We start from the raw sequence: 23,953 nt of genomic DNA on the forward strand, positions 1-23,953 counted from the left end.
GCGGGGACTGATTAGCATCACTGTCCATGCTCGCCAGCCCGTCGGACCTCGTCGACCTGCTCGAATGCGAGCACCGCAGCTTCCTGGCGCGGGACGAGCGGCGGGGTGACCCTGCTGAGCTGCACCGACTGGCCGCCAGGACGGCCGCCGACATGCGTTCGGGCAACGACATCGTCGAGAACGCCGTGTTCTTCGACGGCGTCTTCCACTGCACCGCGCAGACGCTGGTCCGCACCCCCGACGGTCACGAGCCGTGCGACGTGGTGCAGGAGGCCACGCCGCTGGCCGTGCTGTCGCTGGTCGCGGCTGCTCAGGCGGTGGGGGCCGAGCGTGCGCATCTGATCGTCGACAGGCGCAGGACGTCGTTCCGGATCGCCGACTTCACGCCGTTGCTCGGCCGGTTGCGCAACCGGCTCGCGAAGCCGGGACCCGCGCCGACGCGGTCGTGGGGTGACGTCCGGGCGGCCTGCACCGGGTGCCGGTTCGCCCGGCACTGCGCGTCGGGGCGCGAGGAGGCACGGGACCTGTCGCTCGTGGCCGGGTTGCGGACCGACCAGCGGCGGAAGCTGGTTTCAGCCGGCATTGACACGATCGACGCGCTTGCCGCCACCGAGGAACGGCCGGCCACCCTCTCCCCCGCGAGCTTCACGGCGCTGACGGCGCAGGCGCGGTTGCAGGTGCTGCAGGAACGCACTGGCGTGGTCAGCTACGAGGTCGTGGCGCCGGAGGCGTTGGCGAACCTGCCGGAGCCGGCGGAGGACGACGTGTTCCTGGAGGTCGACGGCGACACGTTCCGCACGCCGGGCTGGCAGGGGACGTTCGAGGAGTTCGTCGAACGCACGCCGGTCGGCACGGTCTACCACTTCACGCCGCACGACCTGGCCGGCCGGGCCGCGCGCGCCGCGACGAAAGAGTCCGAAGTGGACGAGCTGGTGCGGCGGTGCGTGGATCTGGGAGCGCTCACACGGCGGGCCGTCCGGGTGTCGACGCGGGAGTACACGCTCCAGGCGCTGAGGCCGCTGCTGGACGACGAGAACCCCACGAGGGGTGTCCGGGACCTGCTGGTGCGGGTCAAGCGCGAGCACGACGTCGAGACCGCGCCGCCTCAGGAACGCGACGAGGCGGCGCTCGAGAAGGCGGCGGAGCGGGCGCGGCGGATGGCGGCGCTGACCGAGCCGTTGCTCGCCGAAGGGCACGCGTTGTTCGCGGCGACGGTCGGGTACCACCGGCGGGAGGCGAGTCCCGCGTGGGGTGACTTCTTCCGGCAGGCCAGCGCGCCGATCTCGGACCTGGAGACCGACTCGAACTGCGCCGTGCCGATCACGCTGCGGACCGAGGACTGGGTGCCGCCCAGCGGACGCGTACGGACGCACAAACGGCAGGTGAAGGCGCGGATCGACCCGGAGCGGCCGCACCCGTTCGGCAAGGACGAGCAGGTCCGGCTGCTCTACCCCGGCAACGTCACACGCAACGCCGTGGTGGCGGACGACAACCCGTACGAGCTGGTGCTGACCGAGAGCAACTCGCACGAGCACGCCGAGGTGCCGATCGCCGTGCTGCCCGGCAGTCCGGTGCCCGCGTCGCCGAAGGACGAGGCCGTCGCGGAGCTGGCCGAGCAGGCGGTGCACCTGCTGCCGTTGCTCCCCCGCAACCCCGGCATCGACCTGCTGCTGCGCACGCCGCCCGCGCAGCCGTTGCCGCAGCACCCCGACGTGGTGCAGGCCGTGATCAAGGCCGTCGACCAGCTCGACGGCGGCACGCTCGCCGTGCAGGGACCGCCCGGCGCCGGCAAGACGTACCTCGCCACCAAGCTCGTGAAGCACCTGATCGACCAGGGCAAGACGGTCGCGGTGACCTCGACGTCGCACAAGGCCGTGGAGAACGTGCTGTCGTCGGTCGACCCCGGCATCCCGATGGCCAAGCGGCACAAGGGGAAGAAGCCCGAGGAGGGCGTGCCGTGGGACCAGCCGAAGGACAACGGCGCGCTGGCCCGCTGGCGGGAGGAGCACCCGCAGGGACACCTGGTCGGCGGCACCGCTTGGACGTTCTCCAACGCGGTGGTCAAGGCGCAGCCGTTCGACGTGATGATCATCGACGAGGCCGGCCAGTTCGCGCTGGCCGACGCGGTGGCGGTGGCGACGGCGGCGCGGAACCTCGTGCTGCTGGGAGATCCGCAACAGCTGCCGCAGGTCGTGCAGGGCGTGCACCCACCCGGTTCCGACGCCTCCGCGCTCGGGCACCTGCTCGGCGACGCGGACGTGATCCCGGACCACCTCGGCTACTTCCTCGCCGAGACGCGCCGGATGCACCCGGCCGTCTGCAAGCCGGTGTCCGAGCTCTCCTACGCGGGACTACTCCATTCGCACGAGTCAGCGGCCAACCGGGCGATCTCCGGCATCGACCCCGGCATCTACCTGCGGGAAGTCGATCACCGGCACAACATCACGTCGTCGGCGGAGGAGGCGGACGCCGTCGTCGACACGGTCCGGCAGATCGTCGGTCGTACTTGGACGGACAACGGCACGACGCGCGAACTGACCGCCGCGGACGTTCTCGTGGTCGCGCCGTACAACCTGCAGGTCCGCGTCATCCGCAGAAAGCTCGCCGATGCGGGCTTCGACGAAACTCGCGTGGGCACTGTGGACAGGTTCCAGGGACAGGAAGCACCCGCGGTCATCATGTCCATGACGTCGTCGTCCACCGTGGACCTGCCGCGTGGCCTGGACTTTCTTTTGTCACGTAACAGATTGAACGTGGCACTCTCGCGTGCCCAGGCGCTCGCCGTGATGATCTGCTCGCCACGCTTGCTGGATGCCGATGTGCGCGGCGTGGAGCAGATGCGGTTGGTGGCCGGCGTCATCGGCCTAACAGAAAACATGTCGATCTATCCGTGGTGACACCACTCCGTTGCCATACGGTGACCTTCTGAGCGCTGTGCGTTGCTAGCGTGACCCGGTTCACCCGGTCGGGTGATTTGGTAAGTCGATGTGTTTGATCCGCCAAAGCACCAATGCAGAGCAGGAGTTTTCATGGCAAGCAGAGTTCTGGGCGCGTTCGCGGTGGCGGCGACCGCGACCATCGCTTCGCTGGCTCTGGCCACCCCGGCCAGTGCACACACCCCGGTGTCGTCGGCGGAGTGCGTCAAGGACAAGGCTGTGCTGTCGGTCAAGCTGACCCAGTACGCGGGCGGCAACAAGAACACCGTGCTGATCAAGGACGGCGACAAGGTCCTGGTCGACGAGAAGTTCGGCGAGAACTGGCCCGAGAAGGTCGGCAACAAGGTCGAGTCGAAGAAGTTCGAGGCGGACGGCACCGTCGCGCACAAGTTCACCATCAAGGTGACGGCGTCCGACGGCTCGAACCACAACTACGAGAAGACGCACGAGACGGCTGCGTGCGTGCAGGCGCCGCCGACCAAGTCGTCCGAGACGAAGCCCCCCGTGCCGAGCAGCTCGGTTTCGGAGGCGCCCTCGTCCTCCGTGCCCCCGGTGACCACCTCGGCCTCCCCGGTGGCCCCTGGTGGCAGCGCTCCGGAACCGCCGCTCGCGGCGACCGGTGCCTCCCCGATGTGGCTGCTGCTCTCGGGTCTGGGTCTGGTGGGCGCCGGTGCCGGCACCCTGCTGTTCCTTCGTCGCCGTCGCACGGCGTGAAGTAGCTGAACGAGAGACGGGGGCGGCCGGCGGCCGCCCCCGTTTCGCTTGCTAGAGGTCCAACGCGTCGGCCGGTCCGTCGCCGTCGTAGATGAACCACTCGGTGCCGAACGCCAAGGCGAACGTCTCCTCGTCCAGCGACAGGAAGAACGAGTCCTCGGTGATCTGGGAGGCGTGGGCGCGCATCGCCTCGCGCTTCACCCCGAGGTACTTGGTGACGTCGACGCCGACGGTGATCTCCGACTCCGGGACGGCGCCCTCCATCGGGGGCGGCACGTCCATGCTGGCGCGCCGGAACGCCTCGCGGAACTCCGACTCGCGCACCATGCCCTGGTAGACCTTCGGGGTCCCGGCGATCTCCGCGGCGCGCTTGCCCACGTGGTGCACCTGGATGTGGTCGGGGTGGCCGTAGCCGCCGAAGCTGTCGTACGTCGTGAGCACGTCGGCGTTCTCCTCCACGAGGATCGCCGCGAGCCGCTGGGCGGCCTCCTCGACGTCCGCGGTCCAGAACGAGCCGGGCTTCGAGTTGAGCTCGTCGCCCATCATCCCGGAGTCGCGGTAGCCCAGGAACTCCACGCGGGCCGCGCCCAGCAGGTCGGCCGCCGCGTGCGTCTCGACGACGCGGCGCTGCCACAGCTCCTCGTTCTCCTCCAGGAAGTCCGGGACCTCGCCCGCCTCGCCGCGCGTCGCGACGACGAGCACGACCCGGTGTCCCTCCTCGAACGCCTTGCGCATCACGCCGCCCGTGACGATGCACTCGTCGTCGGGATGCGCGTGGAACGTCACCAGTGTTGCCATGCCTGCGACGTTACCTGTGGCGGAACCGTTCAAACGCGTGAAAGGGCGGCGCCTCCCCTGGACTGGGGAGGAGGCGCCGCCGCTCGGCGAACCCGCGGAGCCTGTGGCGCGACTCAGAACGTCGGCGAGGTAATCCACGCTCAGCAGGACACCTCGCGGCACCGCCCCCACGCCCCCGTACAACCAGTACGAGGACGTGGGGGCGGCACCACGATGCGCCCGTCTGACCACGCATTCCCCCGGCAACGTTCTGAGCCACGCCACTAGCGCAGGGTCAGGTTCCAGGAGTTGATGTACCCGGTGTCACCGGAGTACACGTCCTGGACCCGCAGCTTCCACGTGCCCGCCGCGACCTCGGACGAGGCGTTGACCGTGTAGGTCGCCACCACGTTGTCGGCACTGTCCGAAGAGGACGAGTTCTTCAGCCGGTAGGCGGTGCCGTCCGGCGCGACCAGGTCGATCACCAGGTCGCCGCGGTAGGTGTGGACGATGTCCACGCCGACCTTGGTGGTGGCGGAGGCGTTGCCGGACAGCGTCGAGGTGATCGACGACGTGATGGCGGCACCGCGGTCGGGGATGGCGACGTCGGTCGTGTTCTCCAGGCCACCGCTGGGAGGCGTGCTGTCGAGCGCGGCCACCGTCTTGGCGGCGTCGGCCAGACCGGCTCCGCAGCCGCCGGAGCAGGTGCCGGGCAGCGGGCGGGAGTTGGTCTTGATCAGGTCCTTGACCTGGGCCGGCGTGAGCGACGGCTTCTTCGCCACGAGCAGCGCGGCGAGGCCCGCGATGTGCGGGGCGGCCATTGACGTGCCCTGGTAGGGCTTGTAGTTCTCGGCACCGGGGGTGGTGGCGCCGGCGTTCAGCGTCGACCAGATGCCGTTCTCCGGCGTGGTGACGGTGCCGGGGGTGTCGGTGCCGCGCCGGGTCTCGCCGCCGGGCGCCGCGATGTCGACGCGGCTGCCGTAGTTCGAGTAGAACGCCTTGTTGCCCTCACGTCCGGTCGCCGCGACGGCGATGACGCCGTTGCAGTTGGCCGGGGTGAAGTTGGCGACGTCGGCGTTCGAGTTGCCGGCCGCGACGACGACCGTGGTGCCGCGGTTGACGGCGCCGTTGATGGCGTTCTGGTAGGTCGTCGAGCAGGACGACTGGCCGCCCAGCGACATGTTGATGACCTTGGCGGGCGTGGTGTTCGCGGGCACGCCGCTCACCGTGCCGCCGGACGCCCACGTGATCGCGTCGGCGATGTCGGAGGTCGCGCCGCCGCACTTCGCCAGCACCCGCAACGGCTGGATCTTGGCGTCGTAGGCGATGCCCGCGATGCCCTTGCCGTTGTTCGTGGCGGCGGCGATGGTGCCGGCCACGTGCGTGCCGTGCCAGGACGAGGCCTGGTCCGCGGCGGGCACCGGGTTGCCGAGGGCGTCGGTGCCGCACTCGCCGCGCGCCACCCAGTCGCCCTCGTCGGCCGGGTTCGAGTCGCGGCCGCTGTTGTCGCGAGCGCGCGCCGAGTCGGAGACGAAGTCGTACCCCGCGACGACCTTGCCCGCCAGGTCGGAGTGCGTGACGTAGCCGGTGTCGATGACCGCGACGGTCACGCCAGCGCCGGTGGTGCTGCCCCACGCGCCGGGCACGTTCATGCCGGCGGTGGCCTCGAACAGGTCCCACTGGCGGGAGTACTCGGTGTCGTTCGGGTCGGCGAACGGCTGCATCAGCAGGTCGGGCTCGACGTAGGCGACCTTGGGGTCGTTCCGGAACGCCTGGATGGTGTTGTCGGCGTTCGCGGTCTTCGCGCCCAGGTCGACGACGACGGCGCCGCTCGACATGCGGCGGTGCACGGACTTGCCCTTGCCGCGCACGTCGTCCGAGGCAGCGGAGTCGGACGAGGCTTCTGCGGTACCCGGCTTGTAGCCGACGATCAACCGCTCGAACGGGCGGTTCACCTGGGTCGAGTCCGGCTGGGACTGGATCTGGGCGGGAGCGGCGCTGACTGGTGAGACAACGCTGAGCACGGCGGCGGAGACTGCCGCGGCGCACACGCTCGTGCGTCGCAATCCGTTCACGTGAGGTCCTTCCACGCAGGGCCTTCGCGTGCCGTTGAGGGCGTCAGGGTTCTGAACCGGCTGCGGAGGTGGACGGACCGTAAGTCGCGTCACACCTGCGAAAACAGGTCTGGCGGAGGCCGAATGGCGACACTGACGTGTTCACGACAGGGTTCTTGGGCCGAATGGCGCACAATGTGGCCGTGTTCGGACACTTGGGCGTCGCCCCGGAGCTGACGGCCGTTTACGAGCTTCTGGTAACGGGCGGAAGCCGCACCACGGACGAAATCGGCGTCTCCGCCGCGGTGCTGGAGGAGATGCGGGAGCTCGGCCTCGTCCGGCACCTGCCCGGCGACGTGTGGCAGGCCGTCGCGCCGGACCTCGCCGTGGAGGCGCTGATCGCGGCCCGCGAGGAGTCCCACCGCCGGGCGCGCGCGGACGTCGGCCCGTTGATGGAGCTGTACCTGCGCAACCGCGACGAGGAGCTGGCCGACAACGCGTTCGTCGAGGTGGTGTCCGGTGTGGACGCCGTGCGCGAGCTGTGGCACGCCCTGCTGCGCGGCGCCCGCGAGGAGGTCTGCGTGCTGGACCAGCCGCCGTACGTGACGCCGCTGGGCCAGCACGTGGCGCTGGAGGACGAGACGCGCCTGCGGGACGTGCAGTGGCGGGTCGTCTACGACCGCTCGGCCGTCGACATCCCCGGCCGGGTCACGGAGATCATCGACCTGGTGGCGGCCGGCGAACGCGCCCGCGTGACGCCGACGCTGCCGTTCAAGCTGGCCGTGATCGACACGCACGCGGCCGTCCTGCCCGTCGTGAACGGCGACGTGGTCGACAAGGTGCTGCTGATCCGCCCGTCGGCGCTGCTGGACGTGCTGCGGTCGACGTTCGAGCTGTACTGGGACAAGGGGATCCCGTTCAGCCCCGGCGGCATCTACGCGGCGGCGGCCGACGTGGACCCCTCCCTGCTCGGCCTGCTCGCCGCGGGGCTGACCGACGAGTCGATCGCGCGGCAGCTCGGGCTGGCGCCGCGGACCGTGCAGCGGCGGGTGCGGCAGCTGATGGACCGGTGCGGGGCGCAGACGCGGTTCCAGGCGGGGGTGCAGGCGATGCGGCGCGGGTGGTTGTGAGGCGGGGCGCGGCTGAGGGTGAGCACTGCTGGTCGTGAGCTGGGACGTGGTGCGGGAGCGGGCGCTTCCGGTCGTGGTGCCACCGGAAGCGCCCGCCCTCGCTCAGCTGGCGACCTTGCGCGCGGCCACCAGCCGTCCTCCCGCGAAGCCCTCGACGCGCACCTCGGTGCCGGTCGCGGTCACCGTCGCGGTGTGCGCGCCGTCGGTCACGTCCAGCGAGGTGGCGGGGCGGCCGTCGACGTAGACGTCCACCCGGTCGAGGTTCACGGTGTCCAGTGAGACGGTCGTCCCCGCGACCGCCACTCCGAGCCTGCGCACCGGCAGCGCGGCCAGCAGCTCGCCCGCCCGCGCGAGCAGGTCCACGTTGCTCTGCAACAGGTCCGCGCGCGTCACCTTGTGCCGGTGCGTCGGCCGCACGCCCAGGTCCTCCACGGGCGTGCCGGCGAGCTTGCCGACGCGCAGTGTGCGGCGGATCGCCACGCGCATGTTCGCCTTGCCCGGCAACGGCTTGTACGGTGACTCGGCGTCGGCGGGTGCCGGGATCTTCAGCAGCGTCGTCAGCAGTCCGTGCGTCCACACGTTCGCGCCGCCGGCACCGGTGTTGTCGTCCACGCCGAGGATCGGGCCCAGCTCGTGGTCGGCCCAGCCCGCGGCGAAGATGTCGGTCGCCGAGTAGCAGCGCGCGTCGGTGACCAGCAGGACCGGGCCGTGGTAGGTCTGGCCCACGGCGTTCGCGCCCTCGACCGGCGTGATGGTGTGCGAGCAGGAGAACGCTTGGCCCGTCTCCGTGGACGAGTCGAGCGACGGGAACCACGGGCCCAGGTCGATCTGGCCGGTCGGGTCCTCGGCGTGGCGGCGGCAGATCCGCAGGTTCAGCGGTGTGCTGAGGAACTGCACGGGTTCCGGGTCGACGTGGCGCGGCGTCATCGTCTGGAGCAGGAACTCCGACGCGAAGATGTGGCCGCCGCCGTTGTCCCGCACGTCGACGATGAGCCCGTTCTGCGGCAGCAGGGCGGCGAGGCGGATGAACTCGGCGCGGAACGCCTCCGGGTCGTCGACGCTGAACGTGAAGATCCGCAGGTGCCCGAACGTGCCGGACGGCGTGGTGACCGGACGCGCGCGGAACACGCCGGGCATCGTCGTCGCGACGTCCTGCGCCGCCACCGCGACGGCACCGCCGGTGGCCTCGGCCCGCACGACCGCGGGCGCGTGCAACAGCTTCTTGGCGCGGGCCTTCTCGTCGGAGTCGAGGTCGACTCCCTGCGCGGCCGCCGCAGGCGAGAGCGAGTCGACGTCGGTCATCGGCGGCAGGTTCTCGGTGACCTGCCAGTCGACGCGGACCTCCCCCGCCTCACCGCTCTCGGTGCGGTGGCTGACGACGACCCAGTCCTCGTCGGGCGGGAGCTGGATCACCAAGGGGCGCAACGTGAGCGACTCGAGGCCGCGGGCGAGGTTCGCGGCGGTGTTGCTGCCGGCGAAGATCGCGCCGTTCAACGCGACGGCGCGCGCGATCGGCGTGCCGTTCCAGTGCGTCACCTCGGCACCGGCGGCGAGGCCGTCGAAACCGGCGACCGTGCGGGCGACGAGGTACTGCTCGGTGCCGTCCTCGGCGAAGCAGCGCTCCAGCTGGAACGGCAGGTAGGCGATCTTGCCCGCGAACGGCGCGGGCAGCAGGTAGTTGGTGTGCAGGTCGCGCACCGAGTGGAAGGTGCTCGACAGCTCGCGGTGGAACTGCCACTCGGGCTCGGCCGTGGCGTCGGTCTGCCGTTCGAGTCTGGCTCTGAGCACTCTGAGTCTTTGCACGGGGTTCACCGCGTGCATGGCGACCTTCAGCGGCAGGTGCGCGTAGTTCTGCTCCAGCAGGAGCAGCGCCTGGTCGACGACGAGCTTGCGCTGCGCGAGGGTGAGCGTGCCGGCGGTGGCGAGGAACTCGGCCAGTCCGACGGAGTTCGCGATGTTCGGGTGAGCGGTTGCGGTCATGATGGGGGCCTCCTTGCCAAGTAGAGGCTTCCGAACGCGCCGGGATACACCCTTTTCACCCGTTCGGCCGCTGAACAGAGCAGCTTTCGCGACGACAACTGGAGTAAAGGGAGGTCGGCGATGACCCCACGCGTCCTCGAACTGCGCATCCACGGCGTCAACAACACGCCCCCGACCGCGATGCTCGCGCTCCCCGACCACGCCGTGGAGCAGTTCCGCGGCGACCGGTTCGGCAGCTTCTGGCGGCCCCGGCCCGACAAGCTCGCCGACCTGCCGCCGGACCACCCCGGCCGGGTGCCAGGGGACGTGCGGCGCGAGGCCTACTCGTGGGGCGGCATGGCGCGCAGCAGTCCCGGCGTTCCCGGCAGCGGCGTGCCGTCGGTGCTCGCGAACGTGCTGGGGCGCATCGGGTGGGCGTTGCTGCTGCCGTTCGGTCTCGCGAACGTCGCCTACTGGTCGCGCAGGCTCCCCGACGACTCGGTGCCGACGACGAAGCACCGGGTGTGGTGGAACGCCGGACGCGGTGCGGCCTCGACGCGGTTGTTCGGGCTGGGCCTCACGGTGCTGCTGGTGCTCGCGGTCTGCGAGGTGGCCATCGACGTCTACGCGGTCCAGTGTTCGTTGCCGGGTGCGACGTGCAAGCGGCTGCCGGAGTTCCTCGACCTGCTCGGCGACCCGCCGCAGCACGTCCGGGTGCTCGCCGCGTCCGCTGTGCCGGTGCTGCTGTTGCTCGGGTTGATGACGCTGACCTCGTTGGCGCGCAGCAGGTACGAGAGCACGACCATGCGGCGCTCGCCCGTGCGGCGGGCCGGCGTGATGCTCAGCCGGGCGTCGATGTGGGAGGGCAGCCCGCGGATCCGCCGGCTCACCCGCCTGCACATCGCCGCAGGGTGCTGCGTGGTGGTGCTGGTGACGAGCACCCAGCTGTGGCGGCACTGGGTCTTCCTGGTGCTCACCGTGCTGGCGGGCGGCGTGCTGGCGGTCGTGGTGGCACGGGTGGTGGTGACCGCGACGGACTGCCCGGACGTGCCGTCGACCGAGAAGGGCGGCCTGTGGTCGTGGCTGCTGATGATCTCGGCGGTGGTCGTGCTGGTGGCGCACGGCTTCGCGCTCTACGCGGCCGCGCCGGTCTTCGGCGGTCCGCTGTGGCTGACGTCGTGGGGACCACCGGTGGTCACCGCGGCACTGCTGGGGTCGGTGCTCGCGGCGTGGTCTTGGCGGCGCAACGACGCCAAGGGACCGCTGGCGCTGCTGGTGCTGTTCGTGGCGTTCCTGGTTGCCACGCACTGGGTTCCGCTCGCGTGGACCGGTGCGGCGGTGTTCGGCGGGGTGCTGGCATGGCGGGCCCGGCCGCGTGCCGGTGACCGGTGGCAGGCCTGGCGCGGCGCGGGACCCGGTGTGCTGCTGGGCTTGTCCCTGGTGGCCTCGGTGATGTCGTCGACCGTGCTGGTGCTGACGTTCCGGGGCTGGGTCGGGACCGGGCTGGTGGCGCCGGTGTTCTACTCGTGGTTCAGCGCGGCGTTCGCGGTCGCGCTGGTGCCGCTGGTGCTGCTGGTCCTCGCGGAGGCCGTGGTCCTGCTGTCGCGCCTGGCCGCGCCGGCCTTGCTCGACGACGACGCGTCCGTGCTCGTCGTGCGGGCACGGCACGTCGTCGCCGTCACGCACCGGTCGGAGACCGTCGTGGGTGTGCTGTCCACGTCGGGTGTTCTGGGCCTGGTGCTGACGTGCTACCTGACGTTCGCCTCGCCGTCGTGGGCGCAGTGGCCGGGCGTCACGTGGGTGGTGGGCAAGGGTGACTGGGTCACGGGCCTCGCCGGGGTCGCGGTGATCGGGTCGTTCGTCGGCGCCGGGATGCTGACGAACCGCCGTCCGCTGGGGTTGTTGTGGGACCTCATGTGCTTCCTGCCGCGCACCGCCCACCCGTTCGCGCCGCCGTGCTACGCCGAGCGCGCGGTGCCGGAGATCGCCGACCGCACGCGGGAGTTCCTGGACGAGTCGCCGGCGAACCGCGTCGTGCTGTCCGCGCACAGCCTGGGCGCGGTGCTGGCGGTGGCGGCGCTGTACGCGTTGCCCGCCGGCTACCTGGAACGGGTGCAGCTGCTGACGTACGGCGTGCAGCTGCGGCCGTACTTCGGGCGGATCTTCCCCGAGCTGCTCGGGCCGGCGGTGCTCGGCACGCCGGAGGTGCGGGCGGGCGCGCTGTTCTCGTGCGACCCGTGGCGGCGCGACCCCGGCGCGGAGCAGGAGCGCGGGCTGTCGGTGTTGCTGGGCGGCAACTGGATCAACCTCTGGCGCCGCACCGACTACCTCGGTTTTCCCGTGCACGGCTGGGTTCCCAACTCCGTCGACCGGCGCGCGGGCGAGACGGATTCGGCACCGGACCAGGTGGACACCCACAGCGACTACCACCTCTGCGCCGCCTACCGCGAGGCGTTCGCGGACCTCGTCGCGCTCGACCTGAGTCGGTCACCCGATCGTGGAGACGGAGGGGATGGGAACCTGGAACGCAGCTGACTCAAGGAGAACCATGCGCACCACCGCAGCGGCCCTCGCGGGTGCCGCCCTGCTCACGCTGACCGCATGCGCGGGCGCGGAGCCGTCGTCCGCCCCGTCCTCGACCGCCCCCGCCGTCACCCCGGTGGCGGAGACCGCGGTGGCCGCGCCCGCCGCGTCCGGCGACCAGCCGAAGGGCATCACCTACGACGAGAAGCGGATCCCGTTGGGCGCCAAGCTCTCCGCCGCCTCCTCCGTCGCGAGTGGACGGACGACCGTCGAGCTGGAGGTGTCCGGGCTGGTGCCGGACACCCAGTACGGCTCGCACGTGCACACGAAGGCGTGCGGCGCCAAGCCCGCCGACTCGGGCCCGCACTACCAGAACGAGAAGGACCCGGTCACGCCCAGCGTCGACCCGAAGTACGCCAACGCGCAGAACGAGATCTGGCTCGACTTCACCACCGACGCACGGGGTGCCGCGACCGCCTCGGCGACCGTGCCGTGGGAGTTCCGCCGGGGCGAGGCGAACGCCGTCGTCGTGCACGCCGCGCACACCAGCACCGAACACGGCAAGGCGGGCACGGCCGGCGACCGGCTGGCGTGCCTCACCGCGTCGTTCTGAGACCGGCTCTCAGCGCGACGGCCACACCCGCAGCGCCATCACGCCGTGCCCGGCCACGTCACCGCCGAGAGGTCCGGACGTGGCCGGCTGCTCGCCGTTCCACAGGTCCAGCACCCGGTACGACCCGGCGGACGGCAGCCCGACCTCCGACACCGTCGTGGTCACCGAGGTGGCCTCCGTGCCGCGGTTGAGCAGGGCGACCGCGACCGAGCCGTCGGACATGCCCTTGACCCACACCTCGGTGTCGCCGTCCTGCCGCAGCCGGCGGCCCTGCCCCTGGCCGAAGTCGCGCTGCACGTCGAGCAGGCCGCGGTTGAGCAGCGCGCCGGACGTGACCGAGTCCATCGCGGTGAGGTCGTTGCCCGCCATCAGCGGCGCGTTGAGCAGGCACCACATCGTCATGTGGAACTGGTTCTCGTCCTCGTTCAGGCCGTTGCCGACCTCCAGCATGTCCGGGTCGTTCCAGCCGCCCTGCCGCGCGTACCGCTCCAGGCCGACCTGCTGGTCGAGGATGCCGGTGATGTTCGGCCAGTTCGGCTTGATGTCCCTGGTGGTGCGCCACATCGTGCCGCCGGCGTCGTACGCCCACTCCCACGGCTTCTCGTCGCCCCACTCGACGACCGACAGGACGATCGGCCGCCCGGTCGCGCGCAGGGCGTCGCTCATCCTCTGGTAGCGGTCCCTGGCCGGCAGTCCGGTCGGGCGGTCGGCGTTCTTCGACTCGCAGTAGTCGTACTTCAGGAAGTCCACGCCCCACTCGGCGAACGTCCGCGCGTCCACCTCCTCGTGGTCGCGGGAGGCGGGCCTGCCCTCGCAGGTCCGCGAGCCCGCGGAGGAGTAGATGCCGAACTTCAGGCCCTGCGCGTGGATGTGGTCGCCCAGGGCCTTCATGCCGGACGGGAACGTCGCGGGGTCGGCCTGGAGCTTGCCGTCGGCGTCGCGTTCCTCCGCCATCCAGCAGTCGTCGACCACCACGTAGGTGTAGCCGGCGTCGCGCATGCCGGACTCGGCCATCGCGTCGGCCTGGCCGCGGACGAGCTGCTCGTCGATGTCGCACGCGAACCGGTTCCAGCTGTTCCACCCCATCGGCGGACCGGCGGCCTGCTGCACCGCCGGAGCGGGCTCGGCCTCGTCGGGACGCACGTACCAGGCGGCCACGCCGATCACCAGCACGATCGCCGCCAGCACGAACCACCACCTGCGCGAGAGCATGGCCCGATTGTGCCCGATGCCGGTGCGCGGTACCGATCGCCGCCGCCGGGTCAGGGCCAGGTCAGGGCCACCCCGCCGACGAAGTGCGGTCCCGGCACCGGTTCCAGCGCCGCCGCCCGCACCAGGTTGAGCACCTCGTACCGGCCCCCGGCGTTGCGCACCAGCCCGCGGACGCTCAGCTCGCGCGGGTCCTCGCGGCTGCCGTGCTCGATGACCTCGGCGAGCTCGCGCCGTTCGCCTTCATCCAATGTGGACAGTGAACGGCGGAGCGCGTCGCGCAGGTGCGCGGACGTCGGGTCCATCGGGTTGGAGCGCAGGCGTTCCAGCAGGTGCTGCGGCGAGTAGACCATGAACCAGCCGGCGGCGAACTCCAGCGCCGACGGCAGGCCGTCCAGCTCGCGGACGAGCCCGGTCAGCGCGGCCTGGTTCGCCGGTTCCGGCCGGAACCCGGGCCGCACCCGGTGCACGTGCGTGAGCAGCAACCGGACCGCGGCCTCGTCGGAGAGCGCGGCCAGCGGGAACACGTGCTCGCCGGGCAGTCCCGCCGGCGCGAGCGCGGTCACCAGGATCCGCAGCCGCGGGTGGACCGCCAGCAGGCACGGGTCCGGGCACCGGTCGGTGACCAGGACGGTGTCCTGCTCGTCGTCGATCGACGGGAGCGACGCCAGGTGCCACAGCACCGACCAGCCGTGCCGGAAGTGCAGCTCGCCCGCGGCCTCGAGCGCGAGGCGGGTTTTGCCGACGCCGCTGACGCCGGTGATCGTGACCAGTCGCGGGCCGTCGTGGCCGAACCGGTCGCGGTCGCCCGCCAGCAGCGACACCAGTGCCGCCGTCTCCGCCTCCCGGCCCACGATCGACGCGGTCGGCGCCGGCGGTGCCACCCCCGTCTTCACCGGCGGACGTCCCCCTGCCTGCGCGAGGTCCGCGCGGCTGCTGTCGTCCAGCCGGAGACCGTCCGCGAGCAGGCGCACCGTCTCGGCCCGGGGTGTCCGGGTCCGGCCGCACTCCAGGTCGCGGATGGCCCGCACGCTCACCATCGCGAAGTCGGCCAGCTGTTGCTGGGTGAGACCCGCGTGGATGCGGTGCGTGCGCAGTAGTTCCCCGAACTCCCTCATTCCCGTCCCCTCCTCCGGTCCGAGTCTCGGGGCGAACGGATGTCGAAACATGGGTGGCGGCCCCCCATATTCACGTCCTCGCGCAAATCTGGGGGGCAGGTCCCCATGTGCGGGTGCGCGGACGCGTGCCAGGTTCTCCGGCGTGACCTCAGCGGCCGACACCAGCACCGGCGAGAGCTGGCGAGCGGCCTTCGCGCACGCTCTGCGGCCCCTCGTCGACGCCGCGCGCACGGAGGTGGCCCCGCCGTTCGACGCCGTGTTCGCCGAGCAGCTCGGACGGCGGCTGGTGGCCATCGCGGCGCGCACGCTGGTGCTGGAGCTGCACCGGGCGCGCCGGACCCTCGTCAGCCCGACGAGCGCCGAGCGGTTCGTCGAGTTCACCCGCACCCTCGACCTGCCGGACCTGTTCCACCGCTACCCGGTGCTCGCGCGGCTGCTCGCCCAGGCCTGCGAGCAGGCCGTCGCCGCCCACCGCGAGCTGACCGACCGCTTCGAGCGCGACCGGCCGGCGATCGTCGCCACCGTGTTCGAGGGACGCGACCCCGGCGCTCTCGCGTCGATCCGGACCGGCCTGGGCGACGCCCACCACCAGGGCCGGACCGTGGCGGTCCTGACCTTCGACTCCGGCGCGAAGCTCGTCTACCGGCCACGACCGGTCGAGCTGCACGCCCGCTTCACCGCCCAGCTGCAGTGGCTTTCCATCCGGACTGGAATCAGCTTCCGCTCCCCGCGGCTCCTCGGCGGGACCGGGTACGGGTGGGTGGAGCACGTCGAGCACGAACCGTGCGCGGACGTGGCCGGCGTCGCCGAGTTCTACCGGCGGCTGGGCGCGCTGCTCGCCCTGCTCTACGCCGTCGACGGCACGGACATGCACTACGAGAACCTGATCGCGTGCGGCGACCAGCCGGTGCTCGTGGACGTCGAGACGCTGTTCCACCCGACGCTCGCGCCCGGCACCGACCCCGCGGCGCTCGCGCTGGTCAGGTCGGTGCACCGGACGGCGCTGCTCCCCCACGTGCTGCTGGGCGACAACGGCGTCGCGGACGTGTCCGGGGTCGGCGGCGACCACGGCGTGCCGTCGCCGCTGGACGTCGTCGACTGGGCCGACGCGGGCACCGACCGCATGCGGCTGGTCCGGCGGCCCAAGGAGTCGGCCGGCGCCGGGAACCGGCCGGTGCTGGGCGGTGTCCCCGCCGAGCCCGCCGACTACCAGGACTCGCTGCTGGCCGGGTTCCGCGCGGGCTACGACGCGATCGTCGCGCACCGCGACGAGCTGCTGCGGCTCGTCCGCCAGGCGGCGCACGACGAGGTGCGGTTCGTGGCGCGGGCGACGCGGCAGTACGCGCGGCTGCTCGACGAGTCGACGCACCCGTCGGTCCTGGTCGACGCGCTGGACCGCGACCTGGCGTTCGGCGTGCTGGTGGCCGACGACCCGCTGCTCGACCGGCTGGTGCCGTTCGAGGTGTCCGACCTGTGGCGCGGTGACGTGCCGCTGTTCACGTGCAGGCCGGGATCCGCCGACCTGTGGACCGCGTCCGGGCTCCGGCTGCCGGGGATGCTGCCGGAGCCCGGGCTGCACGCCGTCGAACGCAAGATCGCCGGGATGAGCGAGGTCGACCGGCACGACCAGCAGTGGGTGATCACGGCGCTGCTGGCGTCGCGGCCCCGCCCCGTCTCGCACCGCTCCGGCGCGGCGCTGCCCGGTCACGTCGCCGCCGTCGACCCCGATCCCGCCCGGTTGCTGGTCGCCGCGTGCGGGATCGCGGACCGGATCCTCGCCCACGCCGTCGCGGACGGGGACCGGGCGAACTGGATCGGGCTGGAGCTCGTCGACGACCGGCACTGGACCGTGCAGCCGCTCGGCGCCGGTCTGTCCAACGGCTACACGGGTGTGGCGCTGTTCCTCGCCGAGCTGGGCGCGCTGACCGGCGCCGCGCGGTACGAGGACTTCGCCAGGGACGCGCTGCGGCCGTTGCCCGCGCTGCTGGAGGTGTTCGCGGCCGAGCCCGCGCTGGCCGCGGTGGCCGGGGGCGGCCTGCACGGCCTGGGCGGGATCTGCCACGGCCTCGCTCGGCTGACACCGCTGCTCGACCTCGACCCCGCGCTGCTGTCGACGGCCGTGTCGGTGATGCCGCGGGAGGACACGGCGGTCGGCGTCGTGGACGGCGTCGCCGGGTCGCTGGCCGCGATGCTGTCCGTGGGAACGCCCGAGTCGCTCGCGCTGGCCGCCCACTACGCGACCGTCCTGAGAGGCGCGTCCGCCCCGGTGAACGGCTTCGCCAGGGGCCACGCGGGCGTCGGCTGGGCCCTGCGGCGTTACGCGGCGGCGGTCGGCGACGAGTTATCAGACGTGGCGGCGACGGCCTTCCTGGAGAGCGACGCGATCGACCCGACGGACATCGGCTGGTGCACCGGGCTGGCCGGTGCCGCCCTCGCACGCGGTGACGACCGCCTGGCCGGTCTGCTCGCGTCCAGGGAACCGTTGCGGGACATGAGCCTCTGCCACGGCGAGCTCGGGGTCGTCGAGGCCCTGGCCGCCCACCACCCCGGTGCCGCCGCCCGTCGCACGGCGCTGGTTCTCGGGGCACTGGACGAGCACGGCGCGCGCTGTGCCACACCGGGTGGCGTCCCGTCGCCCGGACTGCTCACCGGCCTGTCCGGTATCGGCCTCGGTCTCCTGCGACAGGGGTTCGCGGTGCCGTCGGTCCTGCTGCTCGAACCACCACACCAACCCAAGGAGTGCACCAGATGAACGAGTCCCTGCACCGCTCGGACGTCCGGCCCGCGGCGGAGGAGGACGTGCTCGGGGAGATGGAGCTGGCCCCGACCACCTCCGCGGGCGCGCGGGCGCGTGCTCTGATGGGCCTGGCCCTGGCGGCGAGCGCGTTCACGGCGATCACCCCGGCCATCTCGGACACGACCGTCAGCGTCGTCTGAGAACCTTTCACGACGAATACGTCTGTGCAGCCGATACGGCGAGCGGACGAGGACCGTTAGGGTCCAGACTTGCATACCAGAGCGCCCCACGTGGTCGGCCGCGACCGGTAGGTCGCGGCCGTCACGGGGGCACTCGCGCGGACGCGGCGGGGCCGTGGCGGCGCCGTCTTCCTCACCGGCGAGGCGGGGATCGGTAAGTCCCGGCTCGCCCGGTACGCGGCCGGGCACGCCTACGACGAGGGTCTGAGGGTCCTCAAGGGCCGCGGCACGACGATCGGTCCGATGGTGCCGTTCCGCCCCCTCGCGGAAGCCCTCCTCGGACTGTTCCGCGGCGACCCGCCGGACGACTCCGCGCTCGGTCCCTACAAACCCGTGCTGGGCACGCTGATCCCCGACTGGCACGACCACCGGTCCACGACGGAGTCCGTCGTGGTGCTCGCGGAGGCGGTGCTGCGGCTGCTCGCGTCCGTCGCGCGCAAGGACCCCGTGCTGCTGGTCCTCGAGGACCTGCACGAGGCCGACGCCGAGACGCTCGCCGTCATCGAGTACCTCGCGGACAACCTGGAGGACCAGCCGGTCCTGCTGCTCGCCACCATCCGCACCGAGCCGGGCAACGCGCTGGAGCTCGTCCGCCGGGTGGTGCAGCGCGGGTCGGGCACCCTGCTGGAGCTGCACCGGCTCTCCCGCGACGAGGTCGTCCTGATGACCGCCGCGTGCCTGGAGAGCGAGCAGGTGCCCGCCGAGCTGACCGAGCGGTTGTGGACGGACAGCGCCGGGAACCCGTTCATCGTCGAGGAACTGCTGCACGGCATGGTGAGCGGCGGCCTGCTCGTGTCCGGTGCGCAGGGCTGGCAGGTGCTCGGCGAGCTCAAGCTCCCGGTGCCGGCGGCGTTCGTGCGCAGCGTCGCGCACCGCACGGACCGGCTGGGACCGCAGGGCCGCGAGGTGCTGTCCATCGCGGCGGTGCTGGGCCACCGGTTCCCGCTCTCGGTGGTGCAGCGGGTGACCGGCACCGACGACCGCGGGCTGCTCAGCCACCTGCACGCCGGTGTGGCCGCGCAGCTCGTGACGCCGGACGAGCCCGCTCCCGACTGGTACGCCTTCCGGCACCCGCTCACCGCGGACGCGTTGCTGGCCCAGCTCACGCCGGCCGAACGTGCGGACCTGTCGTCGCGCACGGCGGACGCGATCGAGGACCTGCACCCCGGGCTGCCGGGCGACTGGTGCCCGCTCGTGGCGAAGCTGCGGTTCGACGGCGGGTCGCCGGTCCTGGCGGGCCGGTTGTTCGCGGAGGCGGGCAGGCGGGCGCTGGCGGGAGGCGCGGCGAAGTCGGCCGTGGCGCTGCTCGACCGGGCGCAGGCCCTGCTGGCGGGCGAGGTCGCCGAACGCGCCGGCGTGCTGGACACGCTGCTGCCCGCGCTGGCGGAGACGGGCGACTTCGAACGCGCCTTCGCGCTGGACCTCGCCGAGCTGCACGGCCTCGACGGCACCGCCCGCGCGAAGCTCCACACACGACTGTCCAGAGTGGCCTACATCGCGGGCAGGTTCGGCGACGGCGTCGAGCAGGTCCGCGCCGCCCGCGTGCTGCTCGGCCCGGACGCGCCCGACGAGCTGAGGGCGCAGCTCGACGTCAACTCGGCCTACCTGGCGCTCAACATCCCCAGCACGGACCGGATCGACTCGGCGGCGGACCTCGCGCGGCAGGCGGCGCTGGCGGCGGACAGGGCCGGGCTGCCTGAGGTGGCGTGCGAGGCGTGGCAGCTGCTCGGCATCATCGCGCGCGACCAGGACCTCGACGAGGCCAGCACGTGCTTCGGCAAGGCGCTCGCGCTCGCCGACACCCACCACATGCCGATCCAGCACGTCTACGCCATGGTGCGGCTGGCGGGCAACGAATGGCTCGTCGACGGCAGCACCGCGGCACTGGACCGCACGCACGCCGAGGCGTGCCAGGCCGGCGCGATCACGGTGGCGTACAACGTGGACGCCATCCTGTCGCTGCAGTCCGTGCTGACCGGGCAGTACGCGCGGGCGGCCGAGCAGGTCGAGACGTGCCTGCAGGTGACCGGGCGGCTGAAGTTCCACGCGCTGACCCGGTACCTGCTGATGGTGAGGGCGACACTGGCCGCGCACCGCGGCGACCGGGCGGGGACCGAGGCCGCCATCGGCGAGTTCGAGTCGGTGGCGAGGAGCGGCGCGCAGGAGCACCCGCTCTGCTACGGGCTCGCGCGGGCGTTCTGCGCCCTGCTGGAGGAGAACCACGAGCAGGCCGCGGGCGAGATCGACCACGCGCTCGCGCTGGAGTCGCAGAACCCCACCACGTTCCACCTCTCCGGCACGCACGGCATGCGGCTGCTGCTCGGCGTGCTCGACGGCCGCCTCGGCTGGGCCGACCACCGCGCGCTGACCGCCACCTCCCCCGCCCGGATGCGCTGGAACCGGCAGTTCGTCGAGCTCGCGCACGCCGTCCTGCTCGGCCGCGCCGGCCGGTGCGGGGAAGCTACCGAAGCGTTCCAGCGTGCCCAGGAAGCGGCGGCGCCGTACCCGCTGGCCCGGCACCTCGGCCTGCGGCTCGTCGCGCCGGAGGCCTCCGGCTGGGGCGACCCGGTCGGCTGGCTGCGGGCCGCGGAGGAGCACTTCCACCAGGCGGGGATCCCGGCGGTGGCGTCGGCGTGCCGCGGGTTGCTCAGGCAGGCCGGTGTGCCCGTGCAGCAGCGCCGCACCGGCACCGAGCAGGTCCCGCGGCAGCTGCGCGGACACGGCGTCACGGTCCGCGAGTTCGAGGTGTTCGTGCTGCTGGCCGACCGGATGGGCAACAAGGCCATCGGCACGCGCCTGCACATCTCGCCGCGCACGGTCGAGAAGCACGTGGCGTCGCTGATCGCCAAGACCGGTCAGCCGGACCGCGAGTCCCTGTCCGCGTACGCCGCCGCGCTCAGCCGCTGACGTTCGCGCTTGAGCCTGGCCTCGTGCTCGTGACGCCTGCCGCCGCCGAGGGCGTCGCGGGCGTCTCGGGTGACCTCGCGGAAGACGTCGTAGAACGTGTCGTCGTACTGCTCCACGACCTCGAACGTCCACTTGCCCGGCAGCACGTTGCGGCCGAGCAGGTCGCGCTGCACCCGGTCCGCGTGCTCGTGGTGGCCCGCCTCGCGCAACGCCGCGATGGCGTCGTCGAGCAGGAAGTCGGCGGTGCCGGTGAGCTGGTGGAACGAGTAGAGGTGGCCGCGCGCCTGTTCCACGGTCTCGAGGGCCTTGCCGAGCTTGCCGAGGGCCTCGATGGTCTTGTCGTCGTCCATGCCGCACCGAATACCCGCGGGGCGTTTGCCTCTACCTTCGCCGGGTAGCCGCAGTTCGACCAGCGTTCACGACCAAACTTCCGAGGTGAGATCGATGGTCGACGTGACAACTCGCACGAGGGTCCAGCAGGCCGCACTGGCCGTCGGGGCGGTGTTCGCGCTCGTCGGTGTGCTCGGCTTCGTCCCCGGCGTCACGACGGACTACGACAGCATGACCTTCGCGGGTCACGAGTCCGGCGCGATGCTGCTCGGGATCTTCATGGTGTCGGTCCTGCACAACATCGTGCACCTGCTGTTCGGCGTCGCCGGGTTCCTGATGGCGCGCACGGCGGCGGGCGCGCGGGCGTACCTGATCGGCGGCGGCGCGATCTACCTCGTGCTGTGGCTGTACGGGCTCGTCATCGACAAGATGAGCGGCGCGAACTTCGTGCCGCTGAACAGCGCCGACGACTGGCTGCACTTCGTCCTCGGCATCGGCATGATCGGACTGGGGGTGTTGCTTGGCAAGCGTGCCGCAGTGCGCTGACACCGTTGGTGTGGAAGAAGAGTTCCTGCTCGTCGACACGGCGTCCGGCCGCACCTCGGTGCGCGCCGACGCCGTGCTGGCGCGTGTCGAGGACACGGAGCTGACGAAGTTCCACGCCGAGCTCGCGGGCACCCAGGTGGAGGCGGCGACGGGCCCGTGCACGTCCATGACCGACCTCGGCGAGGCGCTGCGGCGGGCCCGCAAGACGCTCGCCGAGGCGGCCGGGGAGCTCGGGCTGGGGATGATCTCCCGCGGCACACCGCCGAAACCGTCGAAGCAGCCGATCGTGAGCCGGGACAACCCGCGGTTCCGCCGTGTGCTCGACACCTACGCCGGTGTCGTCGAGCACTACGAGGCCAGCGGGTGCCACGTGCACGTCGGCGTGCCGGACCGCGAGACCGGCGTCCGGGTGCTGAACCACGTCCGGCCGTGGCTGCCCACGTTGCTGGCGCTGGCCGCGAACTCCCCGGACCACGGGTACGCGAGCTGGCGGATGGTGGAGCAGTCCCGGTTCCCCGGTTCCGGTGTGCCGCCGGTGTTCGCGAGTCCGGCCGACTACGACGGCCAGGTCGCGCGGATGGTGGCGTGCGGCACGCTCGTGGACGGCGCCCAGACGTTCTGGCTCGTGCGGTTGTCCCCGAAGCTGCCGACGGTCGAGTTCCGCTGCGCCGACGCCGCCGAGACGGTCGAGGACGCCGTGCTGCAGGCGGCCCTGAGCCGCGCGCTGGTGCACACGGCGTGCCGGGGTGGTGAAACACCGCCGGTGCGGGACGACGTGTGCGCAGCGGCCGTCTGGGCGGCTTCCCGGTACGGTCTGGACGGTGCGGGCGTCGACCCGTGGGCCGAGCACCGGGTGCCCGCGACCGAGCTGCTCGAACGGCTGCTGGAGCACGTGACGCCGGCACTGGAGGAACGCGGCGAGCTCGCGCTGGTGCATGACCTCGTGGAACGGCGGGTATGACCTCGGGGTGAAGCTTCCCACGCCGCGCGGCCCGTTGTCCGAGGCCGTCATCGACACGCTGGGCCGGGACCGCACCGGCCGGACGATCCAGTTCTCCGCCGCCGACCCGTTCGGCGAAGACCTGACGATCGCCCTGCACGTCATGTACGAGCTGCACTACGGCGGCTTCGACGGCGTGGACCCCTCCTGGGAGTGGGATCCGGAGCTGCTGAGGCTGCGCGGTCAGGTCGAACAGGCGTTCCTCGGCGCACTGCGGTCCCGTGTGGACGGTGGCGACGACCTGGAGTCCGAACTGGACGCACTTCTCGTCGAGCACGTTCCCGGTTCCGGTGTCTCGCACCACCTGCGCGACAACGGGACGTGGGACGAGATGCGCGAGTACTTCGCGCACCGCTCGGTGTACCACCACAAGGAGGCCGACCCGCACGCGTGGGTGATCCCGCGGTTGCGCGGCAGGGCCAAGGCGGCGCTGGTGGCCGTGGAGTTCGACGAGTTCGGCGGCGGCAAGGCCGACCGGATGCACTCGCGCCTCTACGCGGACCTGCTGGAGGGCGCCGGGATGTCGTCGGAGTACCTGGCGTACCTGGACGACGTGCCCGCGCCCGCCATCGCGATCGTCAACATGATGTCGCTCTTCGGGTTGCACCGGTCGCTGCGGGGCGCGCTGGTCGGGCACTTCGCCGCGGCCGAGATCACCACGGCGCCGAGCGCGCACCGGATGGCGCAGGCGCTGGGCCGGCTGGAGGCCGACCCGCGCTGCGCGGAGTTCTTCACCGAGCACATCGAAGCCGATGCCGTGCACGAGCAGATCATGCGTCATGACGTCATCGGCTCGTTGCTGGAGCAGGAACCCGGGTTGCGGCCGGACGTGGTCTTCGGGATCCAGGCCACCGAACTGCTGGAGCAGCGGCTGGCGGATCACCTGCTGTCGTCGTGGCGGTCCGGTGAGTCGTCGCTGCGGACGCGCTTGCGGTGGCTGGTGTCGCAGAACGGGTAGCGCTTGCTGCGGCGGCAGGCGCACACCGCGACCACGAACCGGTCGCTGGTGTGCGTCTCGCCGTCGTCGGTGACCAGCTCGACCGGTCCCTCGACGAGCACCGGCCCGTTAGGCACCACCGTCACCTTGCGGGCGTTCAGGCCGGTCACCTCGGATCACCACCAGTTCCTCCTGCCGCTGACCGGGTTCGATCAGGCCGTTGC

At 72.0% G+C, this 23,953-nt stretch carries 18 protein-coding genes and 1 pseudogene; 12 read left to right on the forward strand and 7 right to left on the reverse strand.

Annotation, left to right across the window (positions count from 1 at the left end):
- Nucleotides 1-26: 26 nt before the first annotated feature.
- Nucleotides 27-2,897 (forward strand): bifunctional RecB family nuclease/DEAD/DEAH box helicase, encoded by a 2,871-nt coding sequence (locus tag VF330_RS40955; RefSeq protein ID WP_330857151.1) that lies wholly within the window; start codon nt 27-29, stop codon nt 2,895-2,897.
- 132 nt (nt 2,898-3,029) lie between these two features.
- Entirely contained in the window at nt 3,030-3,650 is a 621-nt protein-coding gene (locus tag VF330_RS40960) for an LPXTG cell wall anchor domain-containing protein (protein WP_330857152.1), read from the forward strand.
- 51 nt (nt 3,651-3,701) lie between these two features.
- On the opposite strand, the gene VF330_RS40965 is transcribed toward VF330_RS40960, so the two are convergent.
- Together VF330_RS40965 and VF330_RS40970 are read right to left on the reverse strand one after the other, a co-directional pair.
- Complete coding sequence (locus tag VF330_RS40965; RefSeq protein ID WP_330857153.1) at nt 3,702-4,448, reverse strand: PIG-L family deacetylase; 747 nt, start codon at nt 4,446-4,448, stop codon at nt 3,702-3,704.
- Nucleotides 4,449-4,711: 263 nt separating this feature from the next.
- Nucleotides 4,712-6,502: a S8 family serine peptidase gene (locus tag VF330_RS40970; RefSeq protein ID WP_330857154.1), complete on the reverse strand. Its 1,791-nt coding sequence runs from the start codon at nt 6,500-6,502 to the stop codon at nt 4,712-4,714.
- 182 nt (nt 6,503-6,684) lie between these two features.
- Here VF330_RS40970 and VF330_RS40975 point away from each other — a divergent pair, with 182 nt between their 5' ends.
- Complete coding sequence (locus VF330_RS40975; protein WP_330857155.1) at nt 6,685-7,611, forward strand: LuxR C-terminal-related transcriptional regulator; 927 nt, start codon at nt 6,685-6,687, stop codon at nt 7,609-7,611.
- Between the two features lie 102 nt (nt 7,612-7,713).
- On the opposite strand, the gene VF330_RS40980 is transcribed toward VF330_RS40975, so the two are convergent.
- Entirely contained in the window at nt 7,714-9,591 is a 1,878-nt protein-coding gene (locus tag VF330_RS40980) for a S41 family peptidase (protein WP_330857156.1), read from the reverse strand.
- A gap of 120 nt (nt 9,592-9,711) precedes the next feature.
- Between VF330_RS40980 and VF330_RS40985 the strand changes: the two genes are divergently transcribed.
- Both VF330_RS40985 and VF330_RS40990 read left to right on the forward strand, forming a co-directional pair.
- A complete protein-coding gene (locus VF330_RS40985; RefSeq protein WP_330857157.1) occupies nt 9,712-12,105 on the forward strand; it encodes a hypothetical protein in 2,394 nt (797 codons plus the stop codon).
- A 13-nt stretch (nt 12,106-12,118) separates the two neighbouring features.
- Nucleotides 12,119-12,706 carry a superoxide dismutase family protein gene (locus VF330_RS40990; protein ID WP_330857158.1) on the forward strand — a complete coding sequence of 196 codons (588 nt, stop codon included), beginning with the start codon at nt 12,119-12,121 and terminating at the stop codon, nt 12,704-12,706.
- 9 nt (nt 12,707-12,715) lie between these two features.
- Here VF330_RS40990 and VF330_RS40995 read toward each other — a convergent pair whose 3' ends face one another.
- Entirely contained in the window at nt 12,716-13,918 is a 1,203-nt protein-coding gene (locus VF330_RS40995) for a glycoside hydrolase family 27 protein (RefSeq protein WP_330857159.1), read from the reverse strand.
- A gap of 50 nt (nt 13,919-13,968) precedes the next feature.
- The gene (locus VF330_RS41000; protein WP_330857160.1) at nt 13,969-15,033 is read right to left on the reverse strand and encodes a helix-turn-helix domain-containing protein; all 1,065 of its coding nucleotides are present in this window, start codon (nt 15,031-15,033) and stop codon (nt 13,969-13,971) included.
- Nucleotides 15,034-15,175: 142 nt separating this feature from the next.
- Here VF330_RS41000 and VF330_RS41005 point away from each other — a divergent pair, with 142 nt between their 5' ends.
- From VF330_RS41005 to VF330_RS41020, 4 genes and pseudogenes are all read left to right on the forward strand, one after another.
- Nucleotides 15,176-17,785, forward strand: a complete 2,610-nt coding sequence (locus VF330_RS41005; RefSeq protein WP_330857161.1) for a type 2 lanthipeptide synthetase LanM family protein — start codon at nt 15,176-15,178, stop codon at nt 17,783-17,785.
- On the forward strand, nt 17,782-17,970 hold the full coding sequence (locus tag VF330_RS41010) for a hypothetical protein (RefSeq protein ID WP_330857162.1): 189 nt from the start codon (nt 17,782-17,784) through the stop codon (nt 17,968-17,970). Before VF330_RS41005 ends, VF330_RS41010 begins: the two co-directional genes overlap by 4 nt.
- A gap of 126 nt (nt 17,971-18,096) precedes the next feature.
- Nucleotides 18,097-18,543: pseudogene (locus VF330_RS41015) on the forward strand (AAA family ATPase); the annotation flags it as partial.
- Nucleotides 18,544-20,778: 2,235 nt separating this feature from the next.
- Complete coding sequence (locus VF330_RS41020) at nt 20,779-20,916, forward strand: LuxR C-terminal-related transcriptional regulator (protein WP_236220116.1); 138 nt, start codon at nt 20,779-20,781, stop codon at nt 20,914-20,916.
- Here VF330_RS41020 and VF330_RS41025 read toward each other — a convergent pair.
- On the reverse strand, nt 20,865-21,266 hold the full coding sequence (locus VF330_RS41025) for a hypothetical protein (RefSeq protein ID WP_330857163.1): 402 nt from the start codon (nt 21,264-21,266) through the stop codon (nt 20,865-20,867). The genes VF330_RS41020 and VF330_RS41025 overlap by 52 nt on opposite strands.
- A 94-nt stretch (nt 21,267-21,360) precedes the next feature.
- On the opposite strand from VF330_RS41025, the gene VF330_RS41030 reads away from it, so the two are divergent.
- Genes VF330_RS41030 through VF330_RS41040 form a run of 3 tightly spaced genes read left to right on the forward strand, consistent with a single transcriptional unit; the run spans nt 21,361 to nt 23,750 of the window.
- The gene (locus tag VF330_RS41030; RefSeq protein ID WP_330857164.1) at nt 21,361-21,792 is read left to right on the forward strand and encodes a DUF4383 domain-containing protein; all 432 of its coding nucleotides are present in this window, start codon (nt 21,361-21,363) and stop codon (nt 21,790-21,792) included.
- Between the two features lie 10 nt (nt 21,793-21,802).
- Nucleotides 21,803-22,753 carry a carboxylate-amine ligase gene (locus tag VF330_RS41035; protein WP_330857165.1) on the forward strand — a complete coding sequence of 317 codons (951 nt, stop codon included), beginning with the start codon at nt 21,803-21,805 and terminating at the stop codon, nt 22,751-22,753.
- Nucleotides 22,728-23,750: an iron-containing redox enzyme family protein gene (locus tag VF330_RS41040; protein WP_330857166.1), complete on the forward strand. Its 1,023-nt coding sequence runs from the start codon at nt 22,728-22,730 to the stop codon at nt 23,748-23,750. The genes VF330_RS41035 and VF330_RS41040 overlap by 26 nt, the downstream gene beginning before the upstream one ends.
- Here VF330_RS41040 and VF330_RS41045 read toward each other — a convergent pair.
- The gene (locus tag VF330_RS41045; RefSeq protein WP_330857167.1) at nt 23,672-23,899 is read right to left on the reverse strand and encodes a CDGSH iron-sulfur domain-containing protein; all 228 of its coding nucleotides are present in this window, start codon (nt 23,897-23,899) and stop codon (nt 23,672-23,674) included. The genes VF330_RS41040 and VF330_RS41045 overlap by 79 nt on opposite strands.
- Nucleotides 23,900-23,953 lie beyond the last annotated feature (54 nt).

This window comes from Lentzea sp. (genome assembly GCF_036380075.1).
Taxonomy (GTDB): Bacteria; Actinomycetota; Actinomycetes; order Mycobacteriales; family Pseudonocardiaceae; genus Lentzea.